22 protein-coding genes and 1 pseudogene are annotated in these 22,846 nt (G+C 44.1%); 18 read left to right on the top strand and 5 right to left on the bottom strand.

The features are described from left to right. Nucleotides 1–225: 225 nt before the first annotated feature. The 4 genes from AC0J5I_RS06345 to AC0J5I_RS06360 all read left to right on the top strand — a co-directional run bounded on the left by AC0J5I_RS06345 (nt 226) and on the right by AC0J5I_RS06360 (nt 4,049). Entirely contained in the window at nt 226–945 is a 720-nt protein-coding gene (locus AC0J5I_RS06345; protein WP_475304755.1) for a DNA alkylation repair protein, read from the top strand. 406 nt (nt 946–1,351) lie between these two features. Further along, nucleotides 1,352–1,828 carry an NAD(+)--rifampin ADP-ribosyltransferase gene (arr, locus tag AC0J5I_RS06350; protein ID WP_475305580.1) on the top strand — a complete coding sequence of 159 codons (477 nt, stop codon included), beginning with the start codon at nt 1,352–1,354 and terminating at the stop codon, nt 1,826–1,828. Nucleotides 1,829–1,974: 146 nt separating this feature from the next. Then, on the top strand, nt 1,975–3,687 hold the full coding sequence (ilvD, locus tag AC0J5I_RS06355) for a dihydroxy-acid dehydratase (protein WP_475304758.1): 1,713 nt from the start codon (nt 1,975–1,977) through the stop codon (nt 3,685–3,687). Nucleotides 3,688–3,704: 17 nt separating this feature from the next. Continuing rightward, nucleotides 3,705–4,049: a metal-sulfur cluster assembly factor gene (locus AC0J5I_RS06360; RefSeq protein ID WP_475304760.1), complete on the top strand. Its 345-nt coding sequence runs from the start codon at nt 3,705–3,707 to the stop codon at nt 4,047–4,049. Nucleotides 4,050–4,143: 94 nt separating this feature from the next. Here the strand turns inward: AC0J5I_RS06360 and AC0J5I_RS06365 are convergent, their stop codons facing one another. Beyond that, entirely contained in the window at nt 4,144–4,905 is a 762-nt protein-coding gene (locus AC0J5I_RS06365) for an AIM24 family protein (protein WP_107994647.1), read from the bottom strand. A 254-nt stretch (nt 4,906–5,159) separates the two neighbouring features. Further along, nucleotides 5,160–6,356: an enoyl-ACP reductase FabV gene (gene fabV, locus AC0J5I_RS06370; protein ID WP_475304765.1), complete on the bottom strand. Its 1,197-nt coding sequence runs from the start codon at nt 6,354–6,356 to the stop codon at nt 5,160–5,162. A gap of 343 nt (nt 6,357–6,699) precedes the next feature. Here fabV and AC0J5I_RS06375 point away from each other — a divergent pair, with 343 nt between their 5' ends. After that, complete coding sequence (locus tag AC0J5I_RS06375) at nt 6,700–7,065, top strand: cupredoxin domain-containing protein (protein ID WP_475304769.1); 366 nt, start codon at nt 6,700–6,702, stop codon at nt 7,063–7,065. Between the two features lie 202 nt (nt 7,066–7,267). Here AC0J5I_RS06375 and rluF read toward each other — a convergent pair whose 3' ends face one another. Together rluF and truA are read right to left on the bottom strand one after the other, a co-directional pair. After that, entirely contained in the window at nt 7,268–7,975 is a 708-nt protein-coding gene (gene rluF, locus AC0J5I_RS06380) for a 23S rRNA pseudouridine(2604) synthase RluF (RefSeq protein ID WP_475304773.1), read from the bottom strand. A 146-nt stretch (nt 7,976–8,121) separates the two neighbouring features. Continuing rightward, nucleotides 8,122–8,862: a tRNA pseudouridine(38-40) synthase TruA gene (gene truA / locus AC0J5I_RS06385; RefSeq protein WP_475304775.1), complete on the bottom strand. Its 741-nt coding sequence runs from the start codon at nt 8,860–8,862 to the stop codon at nt 8,122–8,124. A 317-nt stretch (nt 8,863–9,179) separates the two neighbouring features. Between truA and allD the strand changes: the two genes are divergently transcribed. Further along, entirely contained in the window at nt 9,180–10,247 is a 1,068-nt protein-coding gene (gene allD, locus AC0J5I_RS06390; protein ID WP_475304777.1) for an ureidoglycolate dehydrogenase, read from the top strand. A 197-nt stretch (nt 10,248–10,444) separates the two neighbouring features. Here the strand turns inward: allD and AC0J5I_RS06395 are convergent, their stop codons facing one another. Then, complete coding sequence (locus AC0J5I_RS06395; protein ID WP_106449893.1) at nt 10,445–10,765, bottom strand: winged helix-turn-helix transcriptional regulator; 321 nt, start codon at nt 10,763–10,765, stop codon at nt 10,445–10,447. 177 nt (nt 10,766–10,942) lie between these two features. Here AC0J5I_RS06395 and AC0J5I_RS06400 point away from each other — a divergent pair, with 177 nt between their 5' ends. From AC0J5I_RS06400 to AC0J5I_RS06455, 12 genes and pseudogenes are all read left to right on the top strand, one after another. Continuing rightward, nucleotides 10,943–11,638, top strand: coding sequence for a DsbA family oxidoreductase (locus tag AC0J5I_RS06400; protein ID WP_475304782.1), 696 nt, complete (start codon nt 10,943–10,945; stop codon nt 11,636–11,638). A 36-nt stretch (nt 11,639–11,674) separates the two neighbouring features. Then, nucleotides 11,675–12,313 carry an MBL fold metallo-hydrolase gene (locus tag AC0J5I_RS06405; protein ID WP_475304785.1) on the top strand — a complete coding sequence of 213 codons (639 nt, stop codon included), beginning with the start codon at nt 11,675–11,677 and terminating at the stop codon, nt 12,311–12,313. Between the two features lie 78 nt (nt 12,314–12,391). Further along, nucleotides 12,392–13,576: pseudogene (locus AC0J5I_RS06410) on the top strand (NADH-dependent flavin oxidoreductase). Nucleotides 13,577–13,925: 349 nt separating this feature from the next. Further along, the gene (locus AC0J5I_RS06415; protein WP_107994658.1) at nt 13,926–14,327 is read left to right on the top strand and encodes a hypothetical protein; all 402 of its coding nucleotides are present in this window, start codon (nt 13,926–13,928) and stop codon (nt 14,325–14,327) included. Nucleotides 14,328–14,406: 79 nt separating this feature from the next. Next, nucleotides 14,407–14,559 (top strand): lmo0937 family membrane protein, encoded by a 153-nt coding sequence (locus AC0J5I_RS06420; RefSeq protein WP_349681721.1) that lies wholly within the window; start codon nt 14,407–14,409, stop codon nt 14,557–14,559. A 726-nt stretch (nt 14,560–15,285) separates the two neighbouring features. Beyond that, complete coding sequence (locus AC0J5I_RS06425) at nt 15,286–17,052, top strand: ammonium transporter (protein WP_475304790.1); 1,767 nt, start codon at nt 15,286–15,288, stop codon at nt 17,050–17,052. A 239-nt stretch (nt 17,053–17,291) separates the two neighbouring features. Next, a complete protein-coding gene (locus AC0J5I_RS06430; RefSeq protein ID WP_475304794.1) occupies nt 17,292–17,978 on the top strand; it encodes a hypothetical protein in 687 nt (228 codons plus the stop codon). Between the two features lie 101 nt (nt 17,979–18,079). After that, nucleotides 18,080–19,327 carry an RtcB family protein gene (locus tag AC0J5I_RS06435; protein ID WP_475304798.1) on the top strand — a complete coding sequence of 416 codons (1,248 nt, stop codon included), beginning with the start codon at nt 18,080–18,082 and terminating at the stop codon, nt 19,325–19,327. A gap of 356 nt (nt 19,328–19,683) precedes the next feature. Further along, nucleotides 19,684–20,544: a MetQ/NlpA family ABC transporter substrate-binding protein gene (locus AC0J5I_RS06440; RefSeq protein WP_475304802.1), complete on the top strand. Its 861-nt coding sequence runs from the start codon at nt 19,684–19,686 to the stop codon at nt 20,542–20,544. 81 nt (nt 20,545–20,625) lie between these two features. Next, nucleotides 20,626–21,093: an S-ribosylhomocysteine lyase gene (locus AC0J5I_RS06445; RefSeq protein WP_475304807.1), complete on the top strand. Its 468-nt coding sequence runs from the start codon at nt 20,626–20,628 to the stop codon at nt 21,091–21,093. Between the two features lie 60 nt (nt 21,094–21,153). Then, entirely contained in the window at nt 21,154–21,924 is a 771-nt protein-coding gene (locus AC0J5I_RS06450; RefSeq protein ID WP_475304810.1) for an SDR family NAD(P)-dependent oxidoreductase, read from the top strand. 20 nt (nt 21,925–21,944) lie between these two features. After that, nucleotides 21,945–22,820 (top strand): MetQ/NlpA family ABC transporter substrate-binding protein, encoded by an 876-nt coding sequence (locus tag AC0J5I_RS06455; RefSeq protein WP_475304813.1) that lies wholly within the window; start codon nt 21,945–21,947, stop codon nt 22,818–22,820. The last annotated feature ends 26 nt before the right edge of the window (nt 22,821–22,846 follow it).

The raw sequence follows: 22,846 nt of genomic DNA on the forward strand, positions 1-22,846 counted from the left end.
GTATATTGGCATGTTTACAACACCAGCACGTTTGTTAAACAACTGAATAGAATTGGATAACGAAAAGTTTTGAGTTAAACTTTTCGTTTTTTTTGTGAAAACTTAAAAAACGATAATCACAACAAGTTGATTAAATTCACCGGTGTTGAGATAATTAAGCGAAATGAACTTACTTTAACGTACCGAGAAATAAGAATGGGTAAAAGTTTGAGAGGGTGGTGGGCTATGTCTAACATAATCGAACAGGTAAGGCATGAACTAATCAATAATTCAGACGAAACGAAAAGGGAAAGCGGCAAAAGATTTTTTAAAGAAGAAGTAAGGTTCTATGGCGTAAAAACGATGACAGTCTCGAAGATTTCCAAAGAGGCATTTAAAAGCATCAAGAAGCTTTCCAAAAAAGAAATATTTGATTTATGCGAACAACTGTGGATTTCCGGAATGATGGAGGAAGCTTTCATTGCTTGCAATTGGGCATATGCAATCAAAAAGCAGTACACTGAAGATGATTTTCCTCTGTTTGAAAAATGGGTAAATGAATATGTGACCAACTGGGCAACTTGTGATACTTTATGTAACCACACTGTTGGAACATTCTTGGAAATGTATCCATTGTACATAGATAAATTAAAAGATTGGACGAAATCTCCAAATAGATGGGTTAGGCGGGCGTCAGCTGTATCGCTTATAATCCCAGCCAAAAAGGGTCAATTTAAAGACGATATATTCGAAATTGCAGACAGTTTATTATTGGATACTGATGATTTAGTGCAAAAAGGGTATGGCTGGATGCTGAAGTCTTTATGCACCAAGTATGAAGATGAAGTATACCAGTATGTGTTAAGCAAGAGGGACATAATGCCCAGAACTGCATTAAGGTATGCTATAGAAAAAATGCCAAAGCCAATGAAGCAAGAGGCAATGAAAAGAGAGAAGAAAAAGTGAGTAAGCGTCAGCAGTCTCACTTTCGAAGCTTTTAGAATCTAAAGTTGTATCCATGCAAAATGCAGTGGATTTTTAAGAAGCTAGGTATCATTATATTTCAGCTGGCGGTTCAATAATTAAGAGGTGAAATAAGATGGAAAATCAATTCAACCCGAATAACAAGATCATTCAACTGCTTCTTCGGGGTATGGTCATGGAAGACAGCGGCAAACCTGAAGAGGCAAGCTTGCTATTTCTTAAAGCCTGGAGTGAAGCGACAGACGACTTTGAAAGATTTGTCGCGGCTTATTATGTAGCCCGACATCAAAAAAATAGTTCAGACAAATTAAAATGGTTCGAAACATCTTTGCGGTTTGCGCTAGAAGTGAATGAAGTTGCAGTTAAGAGTGCGTTCCCATCTTTGTATATGAACATCGCGAAATGCTATGAGGCGTTATCCGATTCTGAAAAGGCAAAAAAGAATTATGAATTATCAAATTCGTATAAGCTTGCGCCTTCTGACCCAGGCCCCTTTTTTCATGGGACAAAAGCAGATTTGCAGGTTGGGGATCTACTGACAGCAAATGAGGAATCGAATTACAAATCCGGACTTAAAATGAACCACATTTATTTCACGGCCTTGGTCAGTGGTGCGGGCCTTGCAGCCGCATTAGCAAAAGGTGATGGAAGTGGACGTGTATATATTGTAGAACCGACAGGGGAATTTGAAAACGACCCAAATGTTACAGACAAAAAATTTCCAGGAAATCTGACGCGTTCCTATCGTTCACAAGAACCATTAAAAATTGTTGGAGAGGCAACAGAGTGGTTGCGACAAACGCCAGAGGACCTTCGTCGGTGGCGTGAAAAGTTGGCGAATAATAAAGGCGAAATTATTAACTGAGGATTCCACTTTCGCCTCGGAAATATAGATCATTATCCGCCATGTCCTACATTACGGAGGGACCCCGATAGTCTTTTGTGGACATAAATGTTAAAATTCGATTAATAGTAAGTGTTTGTGCATGAAAATTCGGGAGGGGTTTGGGAATGGATAACGCAAAAAACAAAAAAGATTTACGCATCAACAGCTTCGTTTACGATGGGGTTGTGAAGTCGCCGAACCGTGCGATGCTGCGCGCGACAGGGATGCATGACGAAGACTTTAAAAAGCCTATGGTAGGAGTAATCAGCACTTGGGCTGAGAACACACCTTGCAATATACACTTGAACGACCTGGCTGCCATCGCAAAAGACGGCATCAAAAAGCAACGCGGTTGGCCGATCCAGTTTACGACAGTGACCGTTTCGGACGGCATCGCCATGGGCACACCGGGAATGAGTTATTCGTTGCCTTCGCGCGATCTGATTGCGGACTCAATCGAAATTGCGGTCGGCGGCCAAAATCTGGACGCATTCATCAGCATCGGCGGCTGCGACAAGAACATGCCGGGCTCTGTCATTGCGATGGCCAATGCGAACATTCCCTCCATTTTTGTTTATGGGGGTACGATTGCTCCGGGGCAAGATGAGGATGGCAATGACATCGACCTCGTATCCGTTTTTGAAGCCATCGGAAAGTGGAACAATGGCGAAATGACGGAAGAAGAAGTACGGGCGATCGAATGCAACGCCTGTCCTGGACCAGGGGCTTGCGGCGGGATGTATACGGCCAACACAATGGCATCGGCGATCGAAACAATGGGGCTGGGCTTGCCGGGCTCATCGTCAAACCCTGCGGCAACCGGTGATAAATTGAAGGATGTTTTCGAGGCAGGGGAAGCAATCATCGGCTTGATCGAAAAAAATATCCGTCCGCGCGACATCATCACGCGTAAATCTCTGGAAAATGCCGTGGTGATCACGATGGCATTGGGCGGATCGACGAATGCCATCTTGCATATATTGGCGATTGCCCATGCCGCTGAGGTGGACTTTGCGATTGAGGACTTCAATGAAATTCAAAAACGGGTACCGCATTTGGCCAATTTGAAACCTTCAGGAAAATATGTCTTCCAAGATCTATACAATGTCGGAGGGGTGCCCGCCGTTCAAAAATACTTGCTTGATAACGGCTTGTTGCACGGCGACTGTTTGACCGTAACCGGAAAGACGTTGGCGGAAAACTTGGAAAACGTGGCGCCTTTAGCAGAAGGCCAGGATGTGGTTATGACGCTTGAGAATCCGAAACGCAAAGATGGCCCGTTGATTGTCTTGAAAGGCAATCTTGCTCCTGATGGTGCCGTCGTAAAAGTTTCCGGACTGAAGGAACGACGCCATGAAGGGCCGGCGAAGGTTTTCAACACCGAAGAAGCGGCGATCGAAGCGACCCTGAACGGAGAGATTATTGAAGGTGATGTAGTGGTTGTGCGCTTTGTCGGGCCGAAAGGTGGGCCAGGTATGCCAGAAATGTTGTCCTTGTCAAGCATAATTTCCGGCAAAGGCATCAAAGTGTGTCTGATTACAGATGGCCGTTTTTCAGGCGGCTCACACGGATTCGTGGTTGGGCATGTCGCACCGGAGGCACAAGACGGCGGCCCGATTGCCTTGCTGGAAACGAATGATACGGTCATCATTGACCAGGATACGCGTGAGTTGACGATGCAAGTATCGGATGAAGAGTTGGCTCAGCGTCGCGAAAAATTGGTGTTGCCGCCTTTGCAAACACGGGGTGTCCTGGGCAAATACGCACACATCGTTTCATCCGCATCAAAAGGCGCCGTTACCGACTTTTTCAACCGCAATCCATTTGAGGGGAAATAAAGGAGGCGTGCGACATTTTGGAACAAAGCATCGAGTATACTGGTCAAGCGGGCCAGCATAAGGAAGAACTGGAAGAAAAACTGATGAACGTCATGGATACGGAGATCGGTCTTGATATCGTCAATCTCGGATTGATCTATGGCATCGACCTGGATCACGACGGGGGTTGCAATGTCCGATTAACGTTCACAGGCGCCGGTTGCTCTTGTTCGGAGCATATTTTAAAGGGCGTCCATGAACAGCTTGAGCCGCTGGGTTTCATCAATGAGGTCAAAATTAAGATTGTGTGGAGTCCCGCCTGGGTGCTGGATCGCATCACCCGCTACGGACGCATTTCTCTTGGAATCAATCCAGGCAGATAAGAAAAAGGATCGGAACAAAGTGTTTTTAATACACTTTGTTCCGATCCTTTTTTGAATGAACGCAAGTATTACTGGATTTTTAAGCGACTTTCTTTTATCTGAGAACGGGCGCCATCAAAACTTTGCCTGTCCCACGATAAACGTTTACCAAACCTTCGCCGGATGCGGCTGAACCCATGAGTGTCTTGCCCGATCGTGCTACTGTAAATTCTAGGCTGCCGGACCAAGCGATCGCCATATTCCCATCAATCTTCAATTCATCATTTTCCAACTCTATTTCTATCAGTTCTTCTCTGGGTACATACGATTCAAGTGCGACAATTCCTCCACCAGAAAGCCCCAGGTTGAAAAGACCTTCTCCGCCCATTGCAACAGAAGAAAGGTTAGACCTCATAACGGCTTTGTGATTCAATTCTGAATCACAAGCCAAAAACAATCCATCTTCGATCACGATTGAGCCATTCCAGTCATCAACATCAATAAGCAAAATATGCTTGTAGGTTGGCTCTAATACCAGTTTGCCGGTTCCTGTGTACTCAGGCTTAATTGCAGATTCATTAGTAACCTTTCCTCGAAGAGCTTTTCCAAAAAAATCGCCTACTCCTTTAATACCTGTTGTAGCACTCACATTCCCCACCATCCACTGCATAGCTCCTGACTGAACGGTAATGTCGGAAAGATTGACATCGCATACTAGCTGTCTTCTTCTGACATTCATTTCAGAAGCGTAGTACGCAGCTTGAGCTGTCATATGATCGACACTCAAATCTTTTAAATATTCCACTACTTTAAAAGCTCCTAGCTCTTCCACAATCTTCACGTCATTATTATCTTCAAAATTTCTTATTCTAAACATATTCCTTTTCCTTCTTTCTTTTACAGAAGCAATAGTTGTTTCTGATCAATGAAATCTTATTCAATTTTGCTTTATCAATGTCTATTATTATAACACTATTTTGATTTACGCCCAATATATAGACGGGTACTGATAAATTAATTGAAGAGGAACGCTTATGTTGCTATCCGTAGAAGCAGAAAAGTCTTGACTCACAGAGCCAAGACTTTTCATTCATTATTGCAGATAAAGGTTGTTTGTGTCACTAAAACAGCTTAATATTCCAATGCCTTCAAATCTTCAATCGTAACGTCTTGTTCAACATAGCCATCAACCATGAAGCCACTTAAAATTGAAAACTCTTTATAAAGGATGTCATACGCTGCTATATCAGTATTGAAATTCTCTTTGTTCAATTGTTGGATCAGGGCTTTCGTTGCCGCTTGCGTGTCGCTGTCGAGTTCCCAGCTATCCGGTCTCAGGCGGCCAACTTCATCATACTCGGCCTTGTCGCCAAAAATCATATCGCGATAAATGCGGTCGATGTGCATGATCGGTGTTTCATGCGTGCCTTTTTCGGTCATCACTTTGTAAAGACCGATGCAATAAACAGGGAAGAACGGAATCACGGAGCTTGCTTTAGTGGTCACGGCAGTAGCCACTACAATCTGGGCTTTTCCGTTGATGTCAGCCAACAACGCATTGATAGTCTTCGCCTTTTCATCACAGTCTGCTTTAGCAAGACCAAGGGTGCCGCCACCGTAGTAAGGACGGTTCAGCTCTGTTCCCAAATAAGAGTAATTTGTCGTGAGAATCCCATCGGCCAATACATCGGCTTCTTTCAACGCTTCCATCCATAATTGCCAGTCTTCTCCACCCATAACTTTAAGCGTACCAGCGATTTCTTGATCAGTTGCTGGTTCCAACGTCTCCGTATAGAAATCCTGATTTTGCATATTGATATTAGGACCAACCACTGGCTCCCCAAGCGCTTTGATTGCGGAAGTGTACGTCTCACCGGTATCGGGATCTGTCCTTCTGCCGCTTGCCAAGCTATAAACGACTAGGTCCACTTTGCCGCCGAACTCGTTCTTGATATACTCGATGACTTCTTGTTTGCTTTCGTGGCTGAAGGCGTCCTGCACAAAGTTTTTGGCGATCAGACCTTCTTTTTCAGCTGCTTCACGAAAAGCGATATTGTTGTACCAACCGGCTGTGCCGAGGTTCCTTTCGTTTTTCGGTCCCTTTTCAAAAGAAACGCCGATTGTATCCGCTCCTGCACCGAAAGCCAAGCTGATTCGGGTGGCTAAGCCGTAGCTTGATGACGCCCCAATGATCAGTACTTTTTTCGGACCAGCAAAAGTTCCTTTGTTTTTAACATAGTCGATTTCATTCAATACTTCCTGCTTGCATCCAAGCGGGTTTACACCAAGGGCCACATTTCCCCGTATATTTTGTTTAAATTCCAACATGTTTGATTTTCCTCCATTAAAATGTCATAAGAATATAATACCAGAAAATGCTTCTCAAGAATAATTATCTGCAGAAATTTCAAGTCTAATTTAGCCAGTTTTATTTACCAGTGGATAGGGAGGTTTTTTTTACAAAGGAAAATGTGCGCTGTATAATGAACATGCGAAGTAACTCACGATATGTTTATAAGGAAAATTGGAAATACATACCAGATTACTAATTTGATGAAATATAAGGGCGTATTTAAGAATTGTTTGAAAATGAAAGCAAGTATTATGTCATCCGAATCTGAAGATGCAATTTGTGATAGGCTTTTTTTAAAGGAAAGGGGAAGGATCTATTATGAAGAAAAAAGTGTTTAGCGTATTCCTGATACTTTTTTTGGCCGTCTTGTTTACTTCTTGCTCATCAAACACAAATGGAAATTCAACTGACGCCACAAACAGTCAATCACCTGCAGTAAGCATCGAAAATTCTTCTTTTACACCCTCGAATCTAACTGTACGAAAAGGCGCTACAGTGGAATGGACTAATAACGAGGCTACAGTTCACAACATCAAAGCATCTGCCTTCAACTCTCCTGATTTGGAAAAAGGAGAAACATTTGAATTTACGTTTACAACAGCGGGAACTTATGATTATTCTTGCGGAATACATCCCACAATGAAAGGGAAAATCGTAGTAGTTGAAAATAAATCGACTTATTGATTTTGTTCAAGGAGAGAAGAGAATGAACGCCTGCTGAAAAATCAAAACAAGGAATATCTCTCTTTTGAAATATGTCAACTCCATGAACTAGGGTACAAAAAAGAAGGCCAAGATCCCAACTAAACGGATCTTGGCCTTTCTTTATGCGGAAAATGAAAATGGATGAGGAAGTCGTAGGAGAGGCCATTCTGGTCCTCTGGTTTTACCATTCTTTAGGTTCGTAATTCAACTCTTGGAATAACTGTGCCTTCTCCTTCTTGGACAGGTAGCGCCATTGTCCCACAGGAAGATTGTCCAACTGGATATTCATGATGCGGATTCTTTGCAACCGGTAAACGTTGTATCCCAATTCCTCGCACATGCGGCGTATTTGACGGTTGAGTCCTTGGGTTAAGATGATTTTAAAATCATATTTTGATAGCTGTTCGACTCTGCAAGGCAGGGTGACCGTATCCAATATTTTGACCCCTTCTGACATCTGCTTCAAGAATTCAGGCGTGATCGGGCGGTCTACGGAGACAACGTATTCCTTCTCATGCTGGTTCTCAGAACGCAAAATTTCATTGACGATATCGCCGTCATTTGTGAGTAGGATCAAGCCCTCGGAATCTTTATCGAGGCGCCCAATATGGAAAACCCGGAAAGGATGGTTAACCAAATCGACAATATTTCCCTTGACGCCTTTTTCGGTCGTGCTCGTGATGCCGACTGGTTTGTTCAAGGCAATATAGACATTGTTACGGGCTACGAAAAGCTGGTTGCCGTTTACGCGAACATCATCCCCCGGCTCCACTTGGCTGCCAATCGTTGCCCGCTTTCCATTGATCGTTACACGCCCCCCAGTAATCAGCTTGTCAGCGCCTCGTCTGGAGGCTTGGCCTGCTTCACTTATAAATTTATTAATACGCATGTGGACACTTCCTTAATCCAAATATAGTTTGTTCCTTACCTGGTCGAAAAAAATCTAGGCGGACAGGTGACAATCAATAAAAAATAGCCGGATACTTGCGAAAAACCGCAGCGTATTCGTCTACTTTTTTTGTTACGGGCTTTTTGTCAATCGTAGTAAACTGCATCCAGGAACAGTCCGTGGGAAGGCACCGTCATCCCGGCCTCGCTTCGGATTCCGCTCTTGATGATGGCGTCAATATAGTCCGGCTCCATCGTCCCGGCCCCGATTTCCAGAATGGTCCCCATCATGATCCGGACCATATTGTAGAGGAAGCCTTCCCCTGTGAAAAAGAAGTGCAGCAGATTGCCTTCCTGCTGGATCGTAATGTCGTTGATGGTCCTGACCGTCGATTTTTTCGACTTCTTGAGTGAAGAGAAACCGAGGAAGTCGTGGGCTCCGACAAGCTTGCTGCAAGCCTCGTTCATTCTGTCGATGTCAAGGTGTCCAGGGTAATGGTAGCTGTAGTGGCGTTCAAATGCGGAAGGCACGACATTATTCCAAACATGATAGCTGTATGTCTTTCCGACTGCATGATAGCGGGCATGGAACCTTTCCGGAACCTCCTCCAGTTCTTTGACGACAATGTCGCGCGGAAGATAACGGATCAGATGATCCTGCATCGCCTTCAAATCCATATTGGATGTCGTCTTGAAATTGGCGACTTGCCCTCTGGCGTGGGTGCCGGCATCCGTCCGGCCCGAGCCGATGATTTCAATCTCTGTTCCTGTCATCGCCGACAGGATATTCTCTATTTTACCTTGAATGGTTTTGTCCGAATCCCCGAGCCTTTGCCAGCCCAGGTATCTGCCGCCATCATACTCGATCGTCATTTTTATATTTCTCATTTTATCTCCCTTAATCATCTGATTCTGTGCATCGTTACATGCCATGTACTCTTGTATTATACCGAATATGGTTCCGATTTGGCGTGTTTTCGCAGAATTTTTATAAACAACTGTCATTCCGTTTTCTTTTTGTTCGTTCGATTTGGCCAAGGAATTATAGTCAATTTGTGCAATTCAGCTAAATCCCTCCGAATGTTCTTGTGATAATGTGAATATATTAAAATGGTAGCGCTTTATGACTAGGCGGAATCAGTTTGTTTGGTGACTTCCGTCATTCAGTCTAGCCATCATTGTAGAAAACGAAGGAGGAATCGTTCATGTCGGAAGAAAAATTAATAAAAGTTACTCCGGATGCGTTGCACGCATTGATCCAAAATAAACTCCAAGCGGCTGGTTTGCCGGAAGTCCAAGCAGTAGAAACAGCGAATCACTTGGTGTATGCAGACTTATGCGGTGTGCACTCACATGGCGCGGTTCGGGTGGAGTACTATTCGGAACGCATCCATAAAGGTGGCATCACTTTAGATCCGGAAATCAAATTTGAAAAAACCGGGGAAAGCTCTGGTGTTTTCCATGGGGATAACGCGCAAGGACAGTACGTGGCGAACTTAGCCTTGGAACCAGCCATCAAAATGGCGAAAGAATCCGGTGTGGCGGTTATCGGGATGTCCAAATGCGGGCATACGGGAACATTGTCCTACTATTTGCGCAAAATTGCCGAAGCAGGTTTAGCCGGTGTGGCAATGACGCAATCAGATCCGATGGCTGTGCCTTTTGGGGGCGCAGAAGTGTATTACGGGACCAATCCGCTCGGTTTCGGTGCGCCGAGTGCGACGGAGACGCCACTGATATTTGATATGGCAACTACTGTGCAGGCATGGGGAAAAATCTTGGATGCCCGCTCAAAAGGGCGTGAAATTCCGGCAGATTGGGCTGTTGATGAAGAAGGACAGCCGACAAAAGATCCAAACGCAGTGAGAGGATTGATGCCTATCGCCGGCCCTAAAGGTTATGGACTGATGATGATGGTCGATGTCTTTTCCGGTGTCCTAATGAATTTGCCATTCGGGAAACACGTCAGTTCCATGTACAATGACTTGCATGCTGGCCGCAACTTAGGTCAACTCTACATTATCCTCGATCCAGCGCGCTTTGGGGATGCTGATACATTTAAGCAGCATATCAGCCAAACGATGGAGGAATTGAACGCCATCAAACCAGCAGCAGGCTATTCAAGCGTCCGCTATCCGGGTCAAGGATCCAACGAGCGCTACGAGAGGAACAAGTCTGAAGGTGTGGAAATTCCGGAATCAATCATTAACTATTTAAAATCTGATACAATCCACAACGACAGCTACGAAGGGTTAAGCCCCTTTGCTAACTGATATAGCATTCCTGCTAAACTGGCTTCACAAACGAATTGAAAAAGAGAATAGCACCGACTGAGCGGGAAGCCTATAAACACAGGCTTTTCGCTTTTCTTTTGCGTTCCGGTCCATCCATGAGAAACCAAAAAGCTGGCAAGTTGGGGTCCGAAAGACCTTAACCAACTCTACCAGCGCAGCTACTGTTTTTGTCTATATCAGTGGACTTCCCGAGACCATTTTCGGATTTCGCTCAAGGATTCCACTAATTTCAAACCATTCTCGGATAAAGAGTATTCAACGCGTGGCGGAACCTCATTATATTGGAGACGAATGACAATGTTTTGGGCAACAAATTCTTTTAGGATTTTAGTCAGCATCATATCGGTGATACCGTTAAGTTCCCGTTTCAATTGGTTGAAACGTATGGACTTGGATGTATAAATGGTCCAGAGTACGCGTGATTTCCACTTTCCCCCGAGGATACTGATGGCATATTCAAGAGGGCAATCGGAAAAAGCTGGGTTATCATGCTGCATTGTATTAACCACACATTTCTAAAAAAAATTTTATGGGCGTAAGCCTGTATCGTACACAATTCTATCTTTTTGTATAGTTACTCTGTTATTTTTGCGTACTTGTTCTGCTATTATTTTCAAATATAATAATAGCATATTCACAAAAAAGAAAGTAATTATTTTAGAAGGAGGTAAATTGTGAAGATAGAAATTTGGTCAGATTATGCATGTCCTTTTTGCTATATAGGTAAAAGAAATCTGGAGTTGGCTATGAAGGGAATCCCAGACAGCAAGTCCATTGAAATTATAATGAAGAGTTTCGAATTGGATGTGACAGCCAGTGCCCAGGTTACAGGTCCCACTCCTGATCGTATCGCCCGAAAGTATGGATACAATAGTCAACAAACCATGCAGATGATAGAAAATGTTAATGAAGCAGCCAAAAATGTTGGGTTGGTTTTCCATTACGAGACTACCCAGTACACAAATATGCTGGATGCACACAGGTTGACAAAATATGCTGAAGGACGCGGTAAAGGCCATGAAATTACTGAAAAGCTGTTTCATGCATATTTTAATGGAAATAAAGAATTAAGTGACCCAAAAGTACTGATAAAAATTGGCTCTGAAGTGGGAATCTCCGAATTTGAAGTAAGAAGAGTGATTGAATCAGACCTTTATGCATCAGAAGTGCGCCAAGATGAGCAGGAAGCTGCCTCTTTGGGGATACGTTCCGTGCCTTACTTTTTGATCAATCGAAAATACGCAATATCAGGAGCACAGCCTGCTGTTTTTATCAAAGAGACTTTATTGAACATTCTGGATGAAGAAAAGCAACAACTGGAATTATTAAATGATGGAATGGCTTGCGGAATAGATGGCTGCAGCATATAAACAATCTTTTTACATTGGGTAGAATAGAGGGATTTAATGATATATACACTGCCGGTTACAGGTGTTTTTAAAACAAATGCCTACTTTTTGATTGATAAAGAAACGAAACACGGATTTTTGATCGATCCAGGCGCAAATGCAGATTTGATTCTAGAGGTAATTCAAAGATACGGCTTTCAAATAGAAAAAATACTGATCACACATGGGCATTTTGATCATATCGGTGCGGCTGAAGAAGTCAGTCAAAAACTGCAGGCTCCGATTTATATCCATGAACAAGGGGAGCGCTACATAACGAACCCTATATGGAATTTGTCGGAAGAAAATGGATTAAAAGTAATTTTGAAAGATGTGCAGTACATAAAGCATGGAGAAGTGATTACTTTAGAATCAAATCCTGACATGCTGGTTCAGGTAATGCATGTTCCCGGTCACACAACAGATGGTGTAGCATTTTACAGCAAAGAAGAGCAGGCTGCCTTTGTGGGAGACAGTATTTTTAAAGGAAGCTTAGGAATCAGTGATTTTTATGGAGGAGATGAAGTTCAGTTGTTTACAGAGGTAATCACAAAAATCTTAACCTTGCCAGAAGACACTGTCCTTTATTCCGGCCACAGCGGACCCACAACAGTAGGAAGTGAAAGGGCTCGAATCTGCAGGGACATGGTTGAGTAACGGGACGGATAATTGGCTACAGTCCGGGAATTGCAAACAGATTAAAAGGTATCCGCTTGAGATAGGAGATTATATAAAGTGACAAAATACAATTGTTTGGAAGCCTATCGTTTTTCGAATGGCTTGGAACTAAAAAATAGAATCGTGATGGCACCTATGACAACCATGTCAAGCTTTCATGATGGCCATGTGACAACCGATGAGGTGAATTATTATCACCGTCGCGGCGGCGGTCCAGGCATGATCATCACTGCGGTTGCCAATGTATCAGAGGACGGCAAAGGATTTGAAGGAGCATTCAGCGCAACAGATGATCGTTTTATTCGTGATTTAACTAAGATTGCAACGGCAATTAAACAGGACGGGACAAAAGCGGTATTGCAATTATTCCATGCTGGTCGAATGAGCAATTCAAAAGTTTTGCGAGGGAAACAAACGGTTAGTGCCAGTGCAATAGCTGCTGAAAGACAGGGAGCAGAAACGCCTAGAGCCTTAACGGAACCTGAGATTGAACAAATTATTGAGGATTTTGGTGAAGCAACGTTAAGAGCGGTCAAAGCTGGTTTTGATGGTATTGAACTTCACGGAGCCAATACGTATTTACTGCAACAATTTGTTTCTCCCCATTCAAACAGAAGAACAGATCAATGGGGCGGTAGCTTTGAAAATCGCATTCGCTTTCCTTTAGCAGTCGTCAAGAAAGTTCAAGAAGTTATAAAAGAGCATGGGTCAAAAACGTTTCTTCTTGGCTATCGTGTGTCGCCGGAAGAATTCGAAACTCCGGGAATCCGTTTGGAAGACACTTTCGCTTTAATCGAAAAACTAAAACAAGCTAAGATTGACTATCTTCATGTATCTATCGGTCATATTTCACGGACGTCAATGAACGACAAAAGCAATTCGGTTCCCATTGTGGAACAAATGCTGGCTGTCTTAAATAATGAATTGCCGTTGATTGGTGTGGGCTCCATGGAAACTCCAGCCGAGGTTCAAAAAGCTATGGATGATGGATTGGAACTAGTTGCTCTTGGCCGTGAGCTTATCCGGGAACCACAATAGGTTCAAAAAGTCATGACGAATGATGAGGCAAGTATTCGTTATACTATTGCTCCTACAGACTTCGAAGAACTAGCGATTCCGAGAGCAATGGAAACCTATCTGACCAGCGTCTACAAAGAGCAGATCCACCTCTCAACGGATGCTAAGCCATCATCGGATGCGTTCTTGGCAAGCGCTGCTCCAATGGAAGGCTATAAGAAATAAAATATAAATAGCAGGAGCAACACCATCCTCACCAGAAATGACTGGAAACAAGAACAGAATCTATTCAGCAGAAAGCCTACATCGATAGGCTTTCCGCTTTTTTTCCATCAGAATATCCTATTTGATAGTCGCGGACCTGCCGAAACGTCAACTGATACGTGTATTAAATACTAAATAATCGGCATATATCGAGGTATTGCAGCAAGGTGTTATTCATACGCATAAGGGTAGCTTTTGTGGTAAAATGGGGCTGGGAATGGTAGCGCTTCCTTTTGGGAGCAGGTTGCAGTCAAATCGTTTCATTGTCACTTTTATTTCTTTGGATGACACAGAAAAGGGAGCGTTTAAAATGAGAAGAAACAAGGTCTTCATTTACATGCTTGTGCTATTCGGCTTCATTTTGTTGGGAGGCTGTACCGTAACCGTTGAGAAAGAACCAGAAACAGTTGAGGAAGCCTTGGTAGGACACTGGGTAAATACGATGGGATCCCCGGATTATTACTTCACTGCAACGGAACTGATTGAAATGGATGATGAGGGTACGAAAACCGAAATGAGCTATGTGGTCGTGGAGTCCAATGAAGAAGATAACACGATAACCATCCGGACGACGGATTCTAAGGGCGGAGAAGAGGATAAAAAAATAGAATTTTCTGATGATAGAGAAACAATGAAAGAGACTAGCTATATCGTGGGTGTCGAATCCGGCACAGAGGATTTTACCTATGTCGACAGCAAAACAAAACCGTAGATTGTTTTATAGTAGGCTTTGACAAGGTTGAGGCGTAACATATCTTACAAGGAGTAATCTTAAAAACAAAAGGAATAGGGTGATTCATTTGTTATGGACAATTGCAGCGATCATCTTTGTTTTATGGGCACTTGGATTTTTTACTGCTACCGGAGGAGCTTTGATACACGTTCTTTTGGTCATTGCGCTCATTCTGGTCATAGTTCAGTTGATCAGCGGGAAGAGAGTGTAAGTTCTATCAAATTTCTTTGAGGGAAATATTGGTATGACAGCATAAGAACTACAAAGACAGAAATAACTAAGAAAAAAAAGAGAACAGAATCGATAAAGCGGAAAGCCCGTAACGGGCCTTCCGTTTTTGTGTGTTCAGATATTCTTTGCGATTTCAAAGTGAACGACGCCGAAAGCTGACGTCAATAGGCAATAATACTGCCATGCGAAAGTCATTTTTTTGGGGGAAAGCAGAAAAAATAGACAAATCGATAAAACAGGAATTCCTCTATAATGTCATCCAATCACCAAATCCTCACTTTTTCTGAAATTCACCATTTTATTGATAGAAGCCACTGGAAAAGCTTATATTATAGGCTTTTTCATCTGTTTGTTTTTGCTGGGCAGTGACAGCTTATGTGAGCTTATTCACACAGTGATCGTAGCTTGGCGGAGGGGATGCAACGAAAAGAAAGCACACATTATGTGCATGATTTGTAGTCAGAATCCCTATTTTCGGGGCATATAAGCAACGAACCAGCCTATATTTCAGGATGTATTCCTATAGGTGGAAGTCGTATGTTTTTGTTTTGGTTGCGTTATCATGCGTTTGCGTATAATACCAACCCTGTGTTACAAATAGTCCCATCAGCTGTGAGAATCGAAATGACTATCTGCTTTTTTGGCTATATAATTTGCTCCAGAGTTAAGAACAAATTAGAAATTTCAATCAAAGGAGAGCAATTAAATGAATATCAATATGGCGGACACGACTTTCATGTTCCTCGCAACGGTAATGGTCCTGCTGATGACCCCAGCGTTATCTTTATTTTACGGAGGGATGGTCAGAGCAAAAAATGTTCTGAGCACCACCATGCATAGTTATGCAGCTATTGTAGTTGTGGTTATACAATGGATAATTTTAGGTTATTCCTTGTCATTTGGAGGAGACCACTCAATCATCGGCGACTTTTCATTTGCTTTTCTTAAAAATGTTGGTTTTGCCCCTGTCGATTATGCTCCGACAATCCCGCATCAGTTATTCATGATGTTCCAATTGGCATTTGCGATCATCACCCCTGCAATCATTTCCGGAAGCGTTGCAGAAAGAATGAAATTCCCGGCGTACTTGGCATTCGTATTGCTGTGGACAACCTTGGTCTACGATCCGATCGCGCATTGGGTATGGGGCAATGGCGGGTGGATCCGTGAAATGGGTGCCCTCGATTTCGCAGGCGGAACGGTCATTCATGTCAGCGCCGGCATTTCAGCGCTTGTGGCTGCGATCTTCGTCGGAAAGAGAACCAATAAAGACTCTGTCCGACCGCATAACATCCCGATGACGATGATTGGCGCCGGTCTATTGCTGTTCGGCTGGTTCGGCTTCAATGCCGGCAGCGCGCTCAGCATCAACGGCATTGCAATGAATGCCTTCATCACAACGACCGTATCAGGAGCAGCTGCTGGATTCAGCTGGCTCATGTGCGAATGGGTTCTGCACAAGAGACCAACTGCTTTAGGCTTGGTCAGCGGAATCATCGCCGGGCTTGGCTCGATTACGCAAAGTGCCGGTTACGTCAGCCCATTCTCGGCTCTGCTCATCGGTTTCGTCGGCGGGATACTTTGTTTCTTCGCTGTCACTGAATTGAAAAAGAGAATCGGTTATGATGATGCACTCGATGCGTTTGGCTGTCATGGCGTCGGCGGGATTTGGGGCGGAATCTCAGCCGGGATTTTCGCGACATCCACAATCAATCCTGATATAACAGGTGGATTGGTGGACGGAAACACGACACTGCTGCTCGTTGAAATCATCAGCATCGTTGCAGTCACTGCGTACTCAGCCATCATTTCTTTTGCCATCCTGAAACTGATCAGCCTCGTCATGCCGGTAAGGGCATCCGAAGAGGAAGAAGAAGATGGTTTGGATTATTCCTTGCATGGTGAAACGGCTTATGGTTCGGTCAGTGCTGGAGGCCTTGCTGTAGGTGCGCATGAACCTAGTGCCATTCCAGCTACTCCAGCCATTTCCCCGAAAAAGCAGTTCGGGTCAGAAGTAGTCGCTATGGATGAAGCCGTTGTTGTGGAAAACCACGCGACAGCACTGCCGAGCAACAAGGCATATAAAACGGGTAAAATGACCAAAGTTGAAATCTTGATCAATGAGAGCAAATTTGATCATTTGAAAAAAGCTTTGAACGGCATCGGCATCACGGGCATGACGGTCGTAAATGTATTTGGTTACGGCGTGCAAAAAGGACATACGACTTATTATCGTGGGGTGGAAACCGATGCGGATTTGCTGCCTAAAGTCCGGGTGGAAGTCGTGATCAGCAATGTGCCGCTTCAACAAGTGATCGAAACTGCCAGAAAAGCGTTGTATACGGGGAATATCGGCGACGGAAAAATATTTGTCTATGATGTTGAGAATGTCATCCGCGTAAGCACTGGTGAAGAAGGCGCGCAAGCATTGGCGTACAATGGCGATGCAGAGTTACTGCGTGCGACTTCCTGATTTAAGCAAAGATCTAAGGGCTGAGAGATTGAAAGATTTGTCTCAGGTCCATCCAAATAAAAGATGAAGCACTTGTTTAGAGATTGATTCTAACAAGTGCTTTTTTTTTTATTTCGGCAAATGGGTGGGCAAATGCAGGATAGCGAATAAATATCGCTTGCGTGTCCATTAGCGGTATAATATGGTTATATTTTAAGAAGAGATCCCGACTTTCTGTCCAGGAATAAGAGGCGGGAATAGTGCTGGAACGAGCAGATGAAAAGGGGAAAAGAATTTGGGAGGTGGATTTCTTGGCTAAGAAGACAGGTAATAATGCAAGCGGAATACTATTATTGAAAAAATGGTGGTTTTGGTTAATTTTTGTTGTGGCGGTAGGTGTGATGGCTGTATTCGGTGGAGGAACGGACACGGCGGAAACAAACGCATCGAATACAGCAGCGAAAATAGCAATAGCTAACTTTGAAGAGATGGCGGCTGCAGAAAGTACTGAACAAGCTGAAGCGGCTGAACGTGCTGAGGCTGCCGTCCAGGCGGCGGAAGCCAAGGCTGATGCTGAAGCTCAAGCCAAAGCGCAGGCTGAAGCAGAGGCAAAACTCAAAGATCCCGCGAATTACCGGACGGATATTACGTATGATCAATTGGCACAGGCACCCGATACCTATTATTCTGAACTGATTGCCATGTCCGGGCGGGTCATTCAAGTGATGCAAGGCGAAGGATCTTCGCAAATGTTAGTGGCGGTTGATGATAAGGAGGGGGCTGTCATTTTTTTAGGATATGAATCGAATATCAACGAATTCGGGATTTCGGAAAATGCCCTTATCAAATTTTATGGAACAGCAGCTGGAACGATTAGCTATGATTCCACCATTGGAGAAACCATAACGGTACCCGCTGCCTTCGTGAATATGATGGAGCTGCAATAATTTGTGTTCGAAAAAATCATTTTTTCTAAGATTTGGAAGAAACAGCTGATTCAGCGAGTAAGTTGTTGGATAAATAAATTTCGACTTATGGGGGATGAAGTATGTTTACCTTATATGAATCAACTGAACAGAAAGTGCCGATAAAGATTTGGCTTGAGAATACAGACCAACTGGATAGAATTTGTCTGGAACAAGCAAAAAATCTGGCTAATCTGCCATTTGCTTACCAACACATTGCCCTCATGCCGGATGCCCACGCCGGGTACGGCATGCCCATCGGGGGCATTCTAGCTGCTGAAGGGATGATTGTCCCGAATGCAGTCGGGGCCGATATTGGTTGTGGCATGACTTTTGTACAAACCAATATTCCCGCGGAAATTCTTATTACGGAAGAGACGCCCGATGGGAAGTTAGCGCAAACCATCGTCAACACTATTCTGCGGAGCATTCCGAACGGTTATGAGAAGCATAAACGCAAACAAGCAAGCGAAGCTGTCCGGAAGTTTTCTTGGTATCTGGAAGAACAGGAAAAGGTGGGTGCTACCAAGGAGCTTGCCTATGTGTTGGATGAGGCCTATTTTCAAGCAGGGACGCTCGGCGGTGGGAATCACTTTATCGAGCTGCAAACAGATGAACAGGGATTGGTGGGAGTGATGGTCCATACCGGTTCGCGGAATGTCGGGGATGCAGTCTGTCATTATTTTGATGATAAAGCGAAGCAACTGAACATACAGCAGAAATCATCCGTTCCTCCAGAGTGGAATTTGGCTAATCTGCCGACGGAAAGTGACATCGGAAAGGAGTATTTCCGATGGATGGAATTTGCCATGGCATTCGCCAAAGAGAACCGGGCGAAAATTATGGGGATTGTCATCGAAATCATTCGTCATCTGGTTGTCGAGTATGCGGGTTTTACCGAGATTGAACTATCTGAACCGATCGACTGTCACCATAATTATGCCGCTTACGAAGAACATACCGGGAAGATGGTCTGGGTGCATCGGAAAGGGGCCATACGGGTCAGGGAAGGTGAATGGGGAATCATCCCGGGCGCAATGGGGATGAGTTCCTATCTGGTTAAAGGGAAAGGGAATCCAGAGAGCTTTCATTCTTGCTCGCACGGGGCCGGCCGCCAGATGAGCAGGACAGAGGCGTTGGAAACGTTCGGTATGGATGATACAATCTTCGATCTCGACTCGAGGGGGATTTTTCTGGGGAAGACAAGGAAACGCGACATAGGGGAGGAAGCCCGGCTTGCCTATAAAGACATCGATTTTATCATCGCCAATGAACTGGATTTGATTGAGCCTATCCGTAAGTTGGAAACGCTTGGGGTTGTTAAAGGCTAGGCGTTGATCGCAAAAAGGAAAAAATCAGCTTATCATAGCAAAGGCCGTCTCATTTCGAGGCGGCCTTTGCTGTTCTCCGGCGAAGCCGGCCTAAACAATCATTCTTCTCCGGTCGAGTGTATTCCGCCGGAGTTGACGATCAAAATCCGAGTTGAATCTTCGACCAAACCGTTGTTGTCCGGAGAAGAGGATCAACAGGCACCGATTGAATTCCGGAATGCATATTCAGCATTCGAATTTTGCTATCAAACGTGTTCGATTTTACATATTATCCAATGATGCATCCTGAGTGTTAAACTATATTTTAGCAACAATGAGATATTTTTTGAACAACAGAAAATGTTGGAGGGATATAGATGATAAAAAAGCGAACACTTATGGCACTTTCAATGGTTAGTTTATTGACTTTGGCTGGATGCGGGAATACGGGCGTTGCAACTGATGACAACAGTTCAGCAGCGCAGACGGAATCCGAGGAAACAAAAGAAAATATTACTATAGGAACCTCACCTGGTCCTTATAGTGAATTGTTCATGGATGGTATTGTACCTATTTTGGAAGATCAAGGATACACAGTAACAGAAACGGTATTTACGGAGGTGCGCCAAGTAGATGTCGCGTTGCAAGAAGGGGCTATCGATGTGAATGTCGACCAGCATTTGGCGTACATGAATAACTTCAATAAAGAGGCGAATGCTGAATTGGTTGCAATCACACCAATACCTACTGTTCCGACAGGGATACATTCTGCCACGAAAGGCTCAATTGATGAGGTTGTAGATGGAGATATAATCGCTATTCCGGATGATGCCTCCAACACGGCGAGAGCGCTTTTGGTTCTGCAAAAGGCAGGCTGGATCAAGCTTGATGAGAGTATTGAACCAATGGCTTCCACTAAAGATAACATCATTGAAAATCTATATAATCTAGAAATAGTTGAGATGAGTTCAGCACAAATCCCTAGATCATTATCGGATGTAAGTTATGGGGTAATTCCTGGCAGTATTTTATATGCAGCTGGATTGAGTTCAAATGACAGCCTATTGAATGAAGACATTTTGCCGCAGTTGGTTCTGCATGCCATTGTGAACAGTGGTAACGAAGAAACTGATTGGGCAGAAGCTATTGTTGAAGCTTATCGCTCAGATGAATTCAAAGCGCATTTGAATGAGGTCAATACAGATAACTACTGGTTCATTCCAGATGAGTTGAAATAGAGCTATATATTTTGAAAATTTAAGACTTCCAGAATATAAAACATAGCGAGACTAAACATAAACTACTAGGAGGAATAGAAAATGGCAAAAGTAGAAAGTTTTGAATTGGACCACAATTTGGTGAAGGCGCCCTATGTAAGAGCGGCAGGGGTTGAGCATAACGAGAATGGCAGCACAGTACAAAAATATGATTTACGCTTCTTGCAACCAAATGAAGATGCGTTACCGACTGCTGCATTGCATACATTGGAACATTTGTTGGCAACGTATTTGCGTGATGAACTTGAAAGCATTATTGACATTTCACCGATGGGCTGTCGCACTGGATTTTACATGATCCTTTGGGATGAGCATGAACCTGAAAAAGTAGCGGTAGCGTTGGAGAAAACTTTGCAGCGCGTCCTTGAAATAGAGGAAGTGCCGGCAGTTTCCCCTATCTCTTGTGGAAATTATAAAGACCACTCGTTATTTTCCGCGAAAGAATATGCGAAAATCGTCTTGGAGAAAGGAATCAGCCGCGACCCATTTGAGCGAAAAGGGATTTCATAGTTCGCTTTACAGCAGTAACGAAATGATTAGATATTGAATGCATCTTGAGGAGGATTCTGCGTGATTTCGATAGATCTGTCAGGAAAAGTGGCTTTGGTTACGGGAGGAAAAACCGGAATCGGAGAAGGAATCGTCAGGCGCTTTCTGGAAGCCGGTGCTACCGTCATTTCGGGCGATTTGGGGAACGAAAAGGAATTTGAAATTGTGTCTAATAGATTGGCCGTTGCGCAATTGGATGTAGCGGATGAGAATTCTGTCGATCGTTGGATCAATAATAGTCTGGAACACTTTTCTACTGTGAATATTTTAGTGAATTGCGCCGGAACTTCCACGATGGATTATGTTGTGGACAGCTCTGTTTCCGACTGGGAGAAGGTGATGGCGGTCAACGCAAAAGGGGTATTCCTCACTTCCAGACGAGTTGGGAAAATCATGCAGCAAGCCAAAAAAGGCGGCCGCATCATTCAAATTTCTTCCCAAGCGGGCAAAAATGGCTACACGGCAATGGGTGCCTACGTGGCATCAAAACATGCCGTCCTTGGATTAACGAGAACCATGGCTAAAGAATTGGCGAGAGACAAAATCCTTGTGAATGCCGTCTGCCCGGGAATTGTGGAAACGGATATGAAGCACCGCGAAAGGGTCAAAGGTGGATTGATCAGGGGTATGACGGCCGATGAGATATATGCTGAAGATTGCTCGCAAGTGCCGCTGGGGCGGACAGCACAGCCAGAAGATGTAGCGAATGTCGTTTTATTCCTTGCGAGTCCCTTAGCCAGCTATATGACCGGCCAGGCGATCAACGTTACGGGCGGCATGACGATGAATTGAAAAGAAAAGGAGAGTTAAATTTGAATAATAAATGGAAAAGTTTACTGACGGCAGCGATGCTGTTGACCTTATTGGCAGGATGTGGAAATACAGAGGGTTCTGCCACTGAGGCCTCAACGGAGACGGCTGCTTCAATTGAATCTAAAACGATCACGATCGGGTCGCAGTCATCGGATGCGCAAATATGGGAATATATCGCGGAATCTGAAGCCGCTCAAAAAGCTGGGCTTACGCTTGAGATAAAGGACATTGATGGAGGTCCGCAACTGAACACGGCAACCGTCGATGAGGAAGTGGATGTGAATGCTTTCCAGTCATGGGCATATCTGCAATCCTTTAACGAGCAAACAGGCGCCGAATTGACAGCATTCGCGACTACTTATCTCGAACCGATGGGCGTCTATTCCGAAAAATACACGACTCTTGAAGAAATTCCTGATGGAGCCGTTGTTGCCATTGCGGACAACCCTTCAAATGCCTCGCGGGGTCTGTTGTTATTGCAGGCAGCCGGTTTGCTGACGCTGACGGACGACTTTGACGCGTTGGGGACCACCGCTGATATTGTGGGAAATCCGAAAAATCTTGAGTTTGTGGAAATTGAAGACACCACCGGACCACGTGTTTTGGCGGATGTCGCTCTTGCTTTAATCAGTAATTCCGTTGCTCTCGAAGGGGGATTGAACGTATTGGAAGATTCACTGTATTACGAGGAAGTCAGCGAGGACACCAAAAACAACATCAATATTCTGGTGACGCAAAAAGAAAATGCTGATGATCCTGATATTTTGAAATTGGCCGAGCTGTATCACAGTGAAGAGGTACAGGATTATATTGCGGAAGAGTTTGGCGGAACAAAAGTAGCCGTCCAAAAAGAAATTTCTTATTTGGAAGAATAGCATTCATAAAACGTTAGTGTTTTCCT

This window comes from Trichococcus sp. TS_SC_9 (assembly GCF_056156325.1).

What these genes read in the sequence shown, in the direction of transcription:
- AC0J5I_RS06345 (WP_475304755.1), top strand. Translation starts at nt 226, where the DNA reads ATGTCTAACATAATCGAACAGGTAAGGCATGAACTAATCAATAATTCA.
- arr (WP_475305580.1), top strand. Translation starts at nt 1,352, where the DNA reads ATGAACATCGCGAAATGCTATGAGGCGTTATCCGATTCTGAAAAGGCA.
- ilvD (WP_475304758.1), top strand. Translation starts at nt 1,975, where the DNA reads ATGGATAACGCAAAAAACAAAAAAGATTTACGCATCAACAGCTTCGTT.
- AC0J5I_RS06365 (WP_107994647.1), bottom strand. Translation starts at nt 4,905, where the DNA reads ATGTTTAGAATAAGAAATTTTGAAGATAATAATGACGTGAAGATTGTG.
- fabV (WP_475304765.1), bottom strand. Translation starts at nt 6,356, where the DNA reads ATGTTGGAATTTAAACAAAATATACGGGGAAATGTGGCCCTTGGTGTA.
- AC0J5I_RS06375 (WP_475304769.1), top strand. Translation starts at nt 6,700, where the DNA reads ATGAAGAAAAAAGTGTTTAGCGTATTCCTGATACTTTTTTTGGCCGTC.
- rluF (WP_475304773.1), bottom strand. Translation starts at nt 7,975, where the DNA reads ATGCGTATTAATAAATTTATAAGTGAAGCAGGCCAAGCCTCCAGACGA.
- truA (WP_475304775.1), bottom strand. Translation starts at nt 8,862, where the DNA reads ATGAGAAATATAAAAATGACGATCGAGTATGATGGCGGCAGATACCTG.
- allD (WP_475304777.1), top strand. Translation starts at nt 9,180, where the DNA reads ATGTCGGAAGAAAAATTAATAAAAGTTACTCCGGATGCGTTGCACGCA.
- AC0J5I_RS06395 (WP_106449893.1), bottom strand. Translation starts at nt 10,765, where the DNA reads ATGCAGCATGATAACCCAGCTTTTTCCGATTGCCCTCTTGAATATGCC.
- AC0J5I_RS06405 (WP_475304785.1), top strand. Translation starts at nt 11,675, where the DNA reads ATGATATATACACTGCCGGTTACAGGTGTTTTTAAAACAAATGCCTAC.
- AC0J5I_RS06415 (WP_107994658.1), top strand. Translation starts at nt 13,926, where the DNA reads ATGAGAAGAAACAAGGTCTTCATTTACATGCTTGTGCTATTCGGCTTC.
- AC0J5I_RS06425 (WP_475304790.1), top strand. Translation starts at nt 15,286, where the DNA reads ATGAATATCAATATGGCGGACACGACTTTCATGTTCCTCGCAACGGTA.
- AC0J5I_RS06435 (WP_475304798.1), top strand. Translation starts at nt 18,080, where the DNA reads ATGTTTACCTTATATGAATCAACTGAACAGAAAGTGCCGATAAAGATT.
- AC0J5I_RS06440 (WP_475304802.1), top strand. Translation starts at nt 19,684, where the DNA reads ATGATAAAAAAGCGAACACTTATGGCACTTTCAATGGTTAGTTTATTG.
- AC0J5I_RS06445 (WP_475304807.1), top strand. Translation starts at nt 20,626, where the DNA reads ATGGCAAAAGTAGAAAGTTTTGAATTGGACCACAATTTGGTGAAGGCG.